Source organism: Streptomyces lanatus, assembly GCF_014655715.1.
Taxonomy (GTDB): Bacteria; Actinomycetota; Actinomycetes; order Streptomycetales; family Streptomycetaceae; genus Streptomyces; species Streptomyces lanatus.
Window position 1 is genome coordinate 861012 of record NZ_BNBM01000002.1, and the last position, 10809, is coordinate 871820.

Annotated in this window: 9 protein-coding genes and 1 tRNA gene; 6 read left to right on the plus strand and 4 right to left on the minus strand. The window is 71.5% G+C overall.

Annotated elements, in window-relative coordinates; translation table 11 throughout:
* Positions 1–209 precede the first annotated feature (209 nt).
* The 3 genes from IE325_RS08965 (at position 210) to IE325_RS08975 (ending at position 1369) form a co-directional block, all read left to right on the plus strand.
* Positions 210–575 carry a DUF8844 domain-containing protein gene (locus tag IE325_RS08965; RefSeq protein WP_190069182.1) on the plus strand — a complete coding sequence of 122 codons (366 nt, stop codon included), beginning with the start codon at positions 210–212 and terminating at the stop codon, positions 573–575.
* A gap of 130 nt (positions 576–705) precedes the next feature.
* Positions 706–1305, plus strand: coding sequence for a bifunctional DNA primase/polymerase (locus tag IE325_RS08970; RefSeq protein ID WP_190069183.1), 600 nt, complete (start codon positions 706–708; stop codon positions 1303–1305).
* Positions 1296–1369, plus strand: a tRNA-Lys gene (locus tag IE325_RS08975). The genes IE325_RS08970 and IE325_RS08975 overlap by 10 nt, the downstream gene beginning before the upstream one ends.
* A gap of 139 nt (positions 1370–1508) precedes the next feature.
* Here the strand turns inward: IE325_RS08975 and IE325_RS08980 are convergent.
* Entirely contained in the window at positions 1509–2924 is a 1416-nt protein-coding gene (locus IE325_RS08980) for a M6 family metalloprotease domain-containing protein (RefSeq protein ID WP_190069184.1), read from the minus strand.
* 304 nt (positions 2925–3228) lie between these two features.
* Here IE325_RS08980 and IE325_RS08985 point away from each other — a divergent pair, with 304 nt between their 5' ends.
* Positions 3229–5100, plus strand: a complete 1872-nt coding sequence (locus tag IE325_RS08985) for a putative bifunctional diguanylate cyclase/phosphodiesterase (RefSeq protein WP_373315130.1) — start codon at positions 3229–3231, stop codon at positions 5098–5100.
* 7 nt (positions 5101–5107) lie between these two features.
* Here the strand turns inward: IE325_RS08985 and IE325_RS08990 are convergent, their stop codons facing one another.
* From IE325_RS08990 to IE325_RS09000, 3 genes are all read right to left on the minus strand, one after another.
* Positions 5108–6196 (minus strand): LLM class flavin-dependent oxidoreductase, encoded by a 1089-nt coding sequence (locus IE325_RS08990; protein ID WP_190069186.1) that lies wholly within the window; start codon positions 6194–6196, stop codon positions 5108–5110.
* A 402-nt stretch (positions 6197–6598) separates the two neighbouring features.
* Positions 6599–7330 (minus strand): maleate cis-trans isomerase family protein, encoded by a 732-nt coding sequence (locus IE325_RS08995; protein ID WP_190069187.1) that lies wholly within the window; start codon positions 7328–7330, stop codon positions 6599–6601.
* A gap of 22 nt (positions 7331–7352) precedes the next feature.
* The gene (locus tag IE325_RS09000; protein WP_190069249.1) at positions 7353–8162 is read right to left on the minus strand and encodes a maleate cis-trans isomerase family protein; all 810 of its coding nucleotides are present in this window, start codon (positions 8160–8162) and stop codon (positions 7353–7355) included.
* Between the two features lie 207 nt (positions 8163–8369).
* Between IE325_RS09000 and IE325_RS09005 the strand changes: the two genes are divergently transcribed.
* Both IE325_RS09005 and IE325_RS09010 read left to right on the plus strand, forming a co-directional pair.
* Complete coding sequence (locus IE325_RS09005; RefSeq protein ID WP_190069188.1) at positions 8370–9329, plus strand: D-2-hydroxyacid dehydrogenase; 960 nt, start codon at positions 8370–8372, stop codon at positions 9327–9329.
* A gap of 23 nt (positions 9330–9352) precedes the next feature.
* Positions 9353–10753, plus strand: a complete 1401-nt coding sequence (locus IE325_RS09010; RefSeq protein ID WP_190069189.1) for an amidase — start codon at positions 9353–9355, stop codon at positions 10751–10753.
* Positions 10754–10809: the final 56 nt, after the last annotated feature.

The following is a 10809-nucleotide window of genomic DNA, read 5'->3' on the forward strand; positions in this document are numbered from 1 at the left end:
GACGGAGTCCGGCACGCCGCCGGAGGCGGCCAATGAATACAGCCCGGATGGCTGGGAGGCGAATCACTCGGTGTCGGCACGGCTGGCGGAACATCAGGTGGCCTGGCGGCCTTGAAAGGAACCGCACCCCGTTTGACCTGTCCCGACGCCCACTTGCGCGGGCGCGGGACAATGGACGGTGGACCGGTTACGTACGAGGAGGAGAAGACATGGCGGAGCCCACGCCGCGTCGGAACGACCCGCGGCTACGCCCCGCGCCCCTGCTCTTCGAGCCCGCGCAGGCGGCCGACGACCCGGAGCACTTCTTCGACCTGGAGTCGATCGACGACCCCCGTGCCCTGCTCGCGCGGGCGACCGAGCTGACGCAGGCGTTCCGGGCGGCGACGGACCGGGCGATGGAGTTCCAGGCCATCGCGGCGGCCCAGCTGGCGGACCCCCGGCGATTCGACCGGCTGACGCCCGCCGATATCGCCGAGCGGGCCGAGTGGACCGAGGACTATGCCAAGAAGATGGTGGAGTTCGGCAGAGACCTGATGCGGGGGGTCGAGGGGCCGGGCCACGTCGACCCGGTCTGACGCACGCCAGGTCCCGCAAGAGCCGTATGGCATATGCCGGGCGGGCAAGATACCCGCTCCCGCCTCCTCCTGTCCCGCATTTCGGCAACACTCGGAGACCGTCTGCTCACGCCCAGTAGATGTATGGGTCATGAGCAGCACACGGGACGACCTCATCTCCGGCCCCTCCGGCATCTGCGGAGTCACCCCCGACGGCGCCGCCTGGCTCGCCTCGGCAGGAACGTATCCGCGCAGCACGCTCACCCTCTGGGGGGAACGCCCCACGGCTCCGGTGGTCCTGCCCTGCGGCTCCGTCTTCGATGTCGTCAGCGTCCCCGCGATCTTCGGGCGCCGGATGCTGGACCGGCTCTGGGACGAGGGCCCGGGGTCCGGGCCGGTGGCCGCCTTCCGCGGGCGGATCCTGATGTTCGCGGCACCGGGCACGGCCCAGCGGCTGCCCTCATTGCTGCGCTGGGAGGAATTCGGCCGCGCCGACGGCATGCCGCCGCTGCTGTGCCACGGCACCGGCGACGCGGTCACCGTCCCGGCGCCGACCGACACCTACGCGGCGTCCCCGACCTCCTCCGGCTCCCGCTGGCTGGTCGCCCCGGACACCCGTAATCCCTGGTTGCCGGGCCCCGAGGTACTGGTCTGGGCGGCCGTGAGGGCGGCCCGAGCCGCGGTGCGGATATCGATTTTTCCCCACCCCGATCAGGATGCTAAGGTCTACGACGTCAGCAGGCGCCGCTAGCTCAGTTGGTTAGAGCAGCTGACTCTTAATCAGCGGGTCCGGGGTTCGAGTCCCTGGCGGCGCACCGACAGTGAAAGCCCCTCGCAGCTGCGGGGGGCTTTCGCATTTTGAGGTGAGGGCTCCCAAGGTCGCCTTCGCCACCCACACCCCCTCCACTGTCGGCTGCCGTGGCCGCAGGTCACGGAAGTCACCGGCCGCCCGAGTCACCCCGCCGTCGTGATCTTCACCGTCCACGCCCCCGAAGCCGTTCGCCCCTCCACCTCCACCCGGACCCCCTCCCCCGGCACCGTGAAGCTCTCGCCCAGGCCGACCGGTGCGTCCGCGAGTGGTGGGTAGACGGATTCCTCCCAGCAGGCCTCGCTGTGGGGGTGGGCGTCGATCACCTCGACCGGTCCGCCGCCGGACTCGGTCTGGCTGCGGACCCGGTACACCAGGACCCCCTGGCGGCAGGCCTCCATGTCATTGCCGGAGGGACCGCGCGCCTCGAAGGCCAGGGCGCTGTCGGGGCCCGTACGGACGACGGCGAGCTTGACGCCGGCGCCCAGGCCGAAAGCCGACCCGGTGCCGGAGGAGGTGCGGGAGGGGTGGGTGCCGTAGGGGTCGTAGGAGTCGAAGGCGCCCCGTCTCATCGCGGCCGCCCCGGGTGGTCCCGCCTGCATCACTCGCCCCGGCCCGGCCGACAACGGCTCCAGTGTCAGCCGCGTGGAGCCGTCGCCGTCCGCGCCCTGGACGCACACCACCTGCCGTGCGTCCAGCCAGCCCAGCTTCCACTTGTGCCAGCCGAAGAGGTCCGGTGCCATGCCGAACTGGCTGCCCATCAGGTCCCAGTCGCCGACGTAGGTGTCCCAGTCGCCCTTGCCGTCGACCGGGCGGTGGTACAGGTCGGGGAGGTCGAAGACATGGCCGGTCTCGTGGGCGAGGACGAGGCGGTCGGGTGGGTGGTTCTCGAAGACGGTGACGACGCGGCGGATGTCCTTGCCGTCGGCTCGTAGCGGGGTCTCCAGGTTGACGACCTTCGTGGCGTCCGAGTCGACGCCGGGGGCGTCCGGGTCGGCGACGAAGTAGACGACGTCGTAGCGGGAGAAGTCCACCTCACGGTCGGCCACGGCGAGTGCGTCACGGAGATAGGCCGCGCGGTCGGCGACACGCCAGTCGCGCTTTATGGCGTACGACGTCGACGGGCGCGGCATGCGCAGCCAGTGCCGCAGTGGATGGGGCCGCAGGGTGAATCTGCCGTAGGAGGCGCGTTCGAAGAAGTGGGTGGTGGCGGGGAAGTGGTCGGCCGTCAGTTCGGCGGGCGTGGTCTGTGGTGCCGAGTCGGGGAAGGACAGGAACACCATGACCGCGTCCAGTTTGCGGGTGGGGCGGGAGTAGGAGGCGTTCCAGGTGTCCAGGCCCTCGGAGTGATGGGCGTCGGTGCGTTCGAGGGCGCAGGGGGACGAGTCGAACGGCTCGGCGACCGAGGGGCCGACGACCAGGGAGGTCGCGGCGAGCGCCGACATGGTGGTGAACACGGCTGCCGGCTTGCGCAGTCGGGACCTGTCCCGCAACAGGCCCGTCCCACGGAGCAGGGGGAACTGACGCGGCACGTGGACCTCCGAGTGCGGTTCGCGGGACACCGCACCCAGCCTGTGTGTGATTGTCGTACTACGTCCTGTTCTGCTGCACCGGACGGGTGAGTGGGCCGGAGGCGCGTCAGGGTCGACACCCCCGATTCGCTCACGGAACGTCACAAACGGTCGGGGGCCCGAAGAAGCCGTCCACGTGCGGGCAGAAACGATCTGTCGGATGCGCGCGTTGCGCGGGAACACTGGACAGTAGGTGGAAGGGCCCGGGAGCAGCCTCTATGATCGGCACACTTTCCTGACACTTTCCCTGCACGGACACGGCCCGGCGCCGACCGCGACCCGGCCGGCCATTGAGATGAGACCCATCCGAAGATCGAGTGCACTGCGGGAGCGAGCGGTGAGCGGAACGTCCGAAGGGCCGACGCCCGCGGCAGACCTCATCCGGCCGGCCGTCACAGAGAGTAGCGCGCCGCCATCACCCGGTGCCGGTGTGCCGCCCTACTCCTCCGCCTTCTCCGCGGCGCCCCTGGCGATGGCCGTGGTGGACCGCGAGGGCCTGGTGGCCGGCGCCAATCCGACCTTCGCCGATCTGCTGGGTACGGCCCAGGCGGACCTGACCGGTTCCGTCGCCGCCGACCTGGTGGACCTGGCCTCAGACACCCGGACCTGGCAGGCGTACCGCGAGGTGCTGCGCGGCCGGCAGGCCGAACTGCGGTGCACCCGCCGCATCAAGCACCCGGCGGGACACTTCCTGTGGGTGCAGGTCACGGTCGCGCCGCTGCCCGGCGACGCGTCCGGCGGTGTCCTGCTGTCCCTGTCCGACATCAGCGCCCACCGCGAACTCCAGGCGCGGCTGCGGCACTTGCAGATGTACGACCCGGTGACCCGGCTGCCCAACCGCACGCTGTTCTTCGAGCGGCTGTCGGCGGCGCTGGAGGTGGAGTCGTACGACGAGAGCGGCACCACCGGCCGAATCGGCCTGTGCTACCTGGACCTTGACGGCTTCAAGGCGATCAACGACACACTCGGCAACCGCGTCGGCGACAAGCTGCTGGCCGCCGTCGCCGAGCGGCTCACACACTGCGCCGAGGAGGCGGGACACGCCCGCTCCAGCCCGCCGCTGGTGGCCCGGCTCGGCGGGGACGAGTTCGCCCTGCTGGTCGAGGACTCGACGGGCACCGAGCAACTCGCCGACCTCGCCGAGTCGGTGCTCGACGCGCTGCGCGCCCCCTTCGACATCGCCGGCCGGCGTCTGTCGGTGTCGGCCTCGATCGGCGTCGTCGAACGGCACGCGGCCGGCACCAGCCCCACCGCCCTGATGCAGGCCGCCGATACGACGCTGTACTGGGCGAAGACCGACGGCAAGGACCGCTGGACGCTGTTCGACCCCGAGCGCAACGCCCACCTCATCACCCGTCAGGCCCTCGCCGCCACGCTGCGCCCGGCCATCGAGCGCGGTGAGTTCGCCCTGGAGTACCAGCCGTTGGTGGCCATGGAGGACGGGCGGCTGCGCGGTGTGGAGGCGTTGGTCCGCTGGAAACATCCTCAGTTCGGCGTACTGGCGCCGAATCGGTTCATCGGACTGGCGGAGGAAGATGGCTCGATCGTTCCGCTGGGCCGCTGGATCCTGGCGACCGCCTGCCGTCAGGCCCGCGCCTGGCAGGTGGCGCATCCCGATGAGCCGCCGATCTTCGTGAGCGTGAACGTCGCGGTGCGCCAGGTCTGGGACTCCGACCTGGTGGCGGACGTGGCCCGCATCCTCGACGAGACGGAACTCGCCCCGCATCTGCTCCAGTTGGAGCTGACCGAGTCGGCCGTCATGGGCTCGGCGGGACGACCCCTCCAGGACCTCCAGGCGCTCAGCGACATGGGCGTACGCATCGCGATCGACGACTTCGGCACGGGCTACTCGAATCTCGCGTATCTGAGCCGGCTGCCGGTGTCGGTGCTGAAGCTGGACGGTTCCTTCGTACGGGGCTTCCAGTACGAGAGCGACAGCAGCGCCGCCGCCGCCGAGTTGCCGCCGAACCCGGCCGACGAGGTCGTCGTCGAGGCGATGATCCAGCTGGCGCACCGGCTGGGTCTGACGGTCACCGCGGAGTGCGTGGAGACGCTGGCGCAGGCCTCACGACTGCGCCGGATCGGCTGCGACACCGGCCAGGGGTGGCTGTACTCGCGGCCGGTGCCGCCGGATCGTATCTCCGAGTTGCTGGGTGTGCGGGTGTGAGGGTTTCTCAGGCCCTCGGCAGTCCATAGGCGTCCGCGATGAGTTCGTAGGAACGCAGGCGGATGTCCATGCCGGGCGCGTTGCCGGTGATCATCAACTCGTCGGCGCCGGTGCGCTTCTGGAGGTCGTCGAGGCCGGCGCGGACCTCGTCGGCGGTGCCGTGGACGATGTTGGCGTTCCAGGAGTCGGCGAACTCGCGCTCCATCGGCGTGAATTCGTACGCCTCGGCCTCCTCCGGGGTGGGGATCAGGCCGGGGCGGCCGGTGCGCAGGCGGACCATGCTGAGCGCGGCGGCCTTGATCTGGCGCCGGGCCTCCTTCTCGTCGTCGGTGGCCAGTGCGGAGACGCCGATGACGGCGTACGGGCGGTCGAGGGCGGCGGAGGGCTGGAAGGACTCCCGGTACAGGTCCAGGGCCGGGATGGTGTTGCGGGCCGAGAAGTGGTGCGCGAAGGCGAACGGCAGGCCGAGGACCGCGGCCAGACGGGCGCTGAAGCCGGAGGAGCCCAGCAGCCAGACCGGCGGGCGGTGCGGGGACTGGACGCCGCCGGGCGAGGTCGCCTGGACCGGGCCGGGGACGGCGTGGATACGGCGGTAGGGGTGGCCGTCCGGGAAGTCGTCGTCGAGGAAGCGGGTGAGCTCGGCGAGCTGCTCGGGGAAGTCGTCGGCGCCTTCGTTCAGGTGGTCGGTGCGGCGCAGGGCGGCCGCGGTGGCGCCGTCCGTGCCGGGGGCGCGGCCCAGGCCCAGGTCGATCCGACCCGGGGCCATGGCCTCCAGGGTGCCGAACTGTTCCGCGATGACCAGTGGGGCGTGGTTGGGGAGCATCACGCCGCCGGAGCCCAGGCGGATGCGGTCCGTGTGGGCGGCGAGGTGGGCGAGGATCACGGCGGGCGAGGAGGAGGCGACGCCGGGCATCGAGTGGTGCTCGGCGACCCAGTACCGGTGGAAGCCGCGGGACTCCGCGAGACGGGCCAGCTCGACGCTGGTGCGCAGGGCGTCGGTGGCGGTGCGGCCGGAGCTGACCGTGACCAGGTCCAGCACGGAGAGGGGGACGGGGGCGGTGCCCTGTGTCTCGCCTCGGATCTCGTCTGCCGTCACCTGGTGCCTCCTGCTGTTTCGCCGTGCGGTTGGTCGTCAGCGCGGTTAACAGGAGGCTGTCTCCGGTTTATTCCCTCGCCCCCGCCGCCCCTACCCGTCCCATCCTGGGGGCTGCGCCCCCAGACCCCCGCTACCGGCCCTGAAGGGGCCTTGTCCTCAAACGCCGGACGGGCTGAAGGATCGCGGGCCTGCGCCGAGAACACGCCGCGCCCGTATGCCGCCCCCAGCGGGTGGGTGGGGCCAGGGACGGCAGGAACTCGGCCTCAGGCGCCGGACGAACTGAAGGACTACGGGCCCGCGCCGAGAACAAGCCGCGCCCGTGCGCCACCCCCAGCGCGTGGGCAGGGACCAGCGACGGCAGGAACTCGCCCTCAAACGCCGGACGGGCTGAGGGATGCGGCACTAAACCTGCACGATCGGCTCCCGGGTGAACAGCGCCCCGAGTGCCGGTGCGTTCACCCTGCGGTCCGTCAGGCGCAGTGCCTCCCACACGGTGACCTGGTTGGCGGTGAGGACCGGCTTGCCCAGCTCGCGCTCCAGGGCGGGGATGTGGGCGGCGGTGTGCAGGGCCGTGTCCGGCAGCAGGATCACCTCCGCGTCCGCCGTGTCCGCCTCCTTGGCCAGCGCGAACACCTCGGCCTCGCCCCAGGTGCCGACCTCGGCGGCCGTGATGATCCCGGAGCCGCGCACCGACAGCACCTCGGCGCCCCCGGCCGTGAGGAACTCCGCGAAGAGCGCGGCCACGTCGTCGGGGTAGGTCGCGCCGACCGCCACCCGCCGTACGCCGAGCTCCCGTACGGCGTGGACAAAGGCGAAGGACGTCGACGAGGCCGGCATGCCCGCGGTGACGGCGAGGGTGCGCACCTGCTCATGGGCGCCGTCCCAGCCGTAGACGAAGCTGCCCGAGGTGCACGCCCACACCACCGCCTCGGCACCCGTCAGCCGCAGCGCCTCCACGCCCGCCGCGAGCCGCTCCGCGGAGCCCATCCGCAGCAGAGCGTCCACCCGGTGCGCGTCCTCGCCGATGTCGGTGTGCACCAGGTCGACCCGGACGCCCCCGCCCAGCAGCTGTTCGATGCGCGGATAGTCGTCCTCGGCGGAATGGCCCGGGTAGAGAAATCCGAGTGCGGTCATGTCAGCCTTTCTCCGTCCACTGCTACTGCTGTTCCTGCTCGGGAAGATCAGGCACGTCCGGGAGCACGGGCCCGCTGCGGGTCGTCGGGTCGATCCGGGCCGCCGGATCGATCAGCGCCTGATAGGACCCCACCGCCCGAGTACCCAGCCTGCGCAGCGCGGCCCACATCGTCACCTGGTTGGCCGAGAGAACCGGGATGCGCAGTTCCGCCTCCAGCTGGGGGATCACGTCGTAGGTCGGGAGGTTGGTGCAGCTGATGAACAGGGCGTCGGCGACGCCGCGCACGGCGGTGCGGGCCATGTCGGCCACATCGCGGTACGGGACTTTCCAGATGTGCCGGGTCAGCCCCATGAAGGCGCACCCGGTGACCGTGATCCCCGCCTCGGCGACGTACTCCTCCAGGGCCCGGGTGACCGACACGGTGTACGGCGTCACCAGCGCGACCCGCCGTACGCCGAGCTCGGCGAGCGCCTCCAGCAGGGCGCCCGAGGTGGTGACGGACGGCACCGCGCCCGCCTGTGTCATCGCCTCGCACATCGCCCGCTCGCCCGCGATGCCGCCGACGAAACTGCCGGAGGTACAGGCGTAGGCGACGACCTCGGGCGAGATCGCGGTCAGGGTGCGGACGCCGTCGCCGAGCGTCTCGTGTTCGCTGACCAGACGTGCCAGATCCAGGCTGACCTCGACCGGGACGTACGGCGTCCGGGTCAGATGCAGCGAGACCTCGTCCGGGACCCAGCGCCACAGCTCTCGGTCCAGTGCGAAGTCGAACGGCGCGACGACTCCGACACCGCGCTGCGGCAACGGTCCGCCGAGGAAGGAGATGTCCATGGAGCTCATGGCAGGCACCGCCCTCACTACGAGAAACAGGTGAGCAACGGACCGTACTTAACGCCCGTGTTGACGAAGGTAGGTTCGGGTGCGAGCGTGGTCAAACCTCGCATGTCAGACGGCCGTCCCTTCCAGTAGAACTCCTTGGGACGGCGTCCGCACACCCCCGAGAAACGGCCTTCGCGACCCCTGGAGAAGCGACCCCGAATGACCTCGCCCGGCGCCCCGCCCACGCTCCTCGTCCTCGATGCCGAACCCCTCCCCCGCCTCGGCCGCCTCACGGGCCGCGCCCGTGTCGAACACGCCGACCCGTCGACGCTCGCCGCACGCCTGCCGCACGCCGATGTGCTCCTGGTCTGGGACTTCACCTCGCACGCCGTACGTCACGCCTGGCCCGGCGAGGGGCCCCGGCCGCGCTGGGTGCACACGGCGAGCGCGGGGGTGGACCATCTGATGTGCCCGGAGCTGACCGAGTCCGACACCGTGGTCACCAACGCGCGCGGGATCTTCGACCAGCCGATCGCCGAGTACGTCGCCGCGCTGGTGCTGGCGATGGCCAAGGATCTGCCGCGGACCCTGGATCTCCAGCGGGGCCGGGAGTGGCGGCACCGGGAAGGGCAGCGCGTCGCGGGCACGCGCGCGTGCGTCGTCGGGTCCGGGCCCATCGGCCGTACGATCGTCCGCACGCTGAAGGCGCTCGACGTCACCACCGCGCTGGTCGGACGGGTCCCGCGCACCGGGATCCACGGCCCCGACGATCTCGACCGGCTGCTGTCCCGCGCCGACTGGGTGATCTCGGCGGCGCCGCTCACCGAGCAGACGCACGGCATGTTCGATCTGCGCCGCTTCGGTGTCATGCAGCCCTCGGCGCGGTTCATCAACGTCGGACGCGGGCAGCTCGTCGTGGAGGACGCCCTGGCCGAGGCACTCACCAAGCGCTGGATCGCGGGGGCGGCGCTCGATGTCTTCGAGCACGAGCCCCTCACGCCCGACAGCCCGCTGTGGGAGCTGCCGGGCCTGATCGTCTCGCCGCACATGAGCGGGGACACGATCGGCTGGCGGGATGAACTCGGGCGTCAGTTCGTGGAGTTGTACGAGCGGTGGGAGGCGGGCAGACCGCTGCTGAACGTGGTCGACAAGCAGCGTGGGTACGTACCCGGACGCTGATGTCTACGGCTGGAGGGCGACGCATGACGGATCTCACCGAACTGACCGCCGTACAACTCCTCGACGGATACCGACAGGGGGATTTCAGCCCCGTCGACGCCACCCGCGCCGCGCTGGAGCGGGCCGAACGGATCCAGCCGGAGGTCAATGCCTTCGTACGCCTCACCGCCGACGAGGCCCTCGCGCGGGCCGCCGAATCGGCCGAGCGCTGGCGGAGCGGCGCTCCCGCCGGGCTGCTCGACGGTGTCCCGGTGACCGTGAAGGACATCCTGCTGATGCGCGGCGGCCCGACCCTGAAGGGCTCGAAGACCCTCTCCGAGCAGGGCCCCTGGGACGAGGACGCGCCCTCGGTGGCCCGGCTGCGGGAGCACGGCGCGGTCTTCCTCGGCAAGACGACCACCCCTGAGTTCGGCTGGAAGGGCGTCACCGACTCGCCGCTGCACGGCGTCACCCGTAACCCCGTCGACCCGACCCGCACCGCGGGCGGCTCCAGCGGCGGCGCGGCGGCGGCCGTGGCGCTCGGCGCGGGGCCGCTGGCGCTGGGCACGGACGGCGGCGGCAGTGTCCGGATCCCGGCCGCGTTCTGCGGCATCTTCGGCCTGAAACCGACGTACGGCCGGGTGCCCCTGTACCCGGCGAGCGCCTTCGGCACGCTGGCGCATGTCGGCCCGATGACCCGGGACGCGGCCGACGCGGCGCTGCTCCTGGACGTCATCGGCACCCCCGACTCCCGCGACTGGTCGGCGCTCGCGCCGGCGCCGGGCTCCTTCGTCACGGCGCTGTCCGACGGGGTGCGCGGGCTGCGCGTCGCCTACTCGCCGTCCTTCGGCGGCCAGGTGGCGGTGCGTCCCGCGGTCGCGTCGGCGGTACGGCGGGCGGTGGAGCGGCTGGCGGGTCTCGGGGCGTACGTCGAGGAGACCGACCCCGACTTCACCGACCCGGTGGACGCCTTCCACACCCTGTGGTTCACCGGGGCGGCCCGGGTCACCCAGCATCTGGGACCGCACCAGCGGGAGTTGCTCGACCCCGGTCTGCGGGAGATCTGCGCCGCCGGGGCCCGGCGCTCGGCGCTGGACTATCTGGCCGCGGTGGACGTCCGTATGGCACTGGGCCGCCGTATGGGCCACTTCCACGACACCTACGACCTCCTCGTCACCCCGACCCTCCCGATCACGGCGTTCGAGGCGGGCGCCGAGGTCCCCAAGGGCTCGGGCCATCGCCGCTGGACCGGCTGGACCCCGTTCACCTACCCCTTCAACCTGACCCAGCAGCCGGCGGCGACCGTCCCCGTGGGAACCGACGGCGACGGCCTGCCGATCGGCCTCCAACTCGTGGCCGCCCGCCACCGGGACGACCTGGTCCTACGGGCGGCGCACGCGCTGTACGAGGCGGGGGTGGCCGAGGTCAGGCGGCCGGGGGTCTAGGTGTATTGATCACGAGCGTTGTTAACGCTGGGCGGGCTTGATCATGGCGAAGGCCT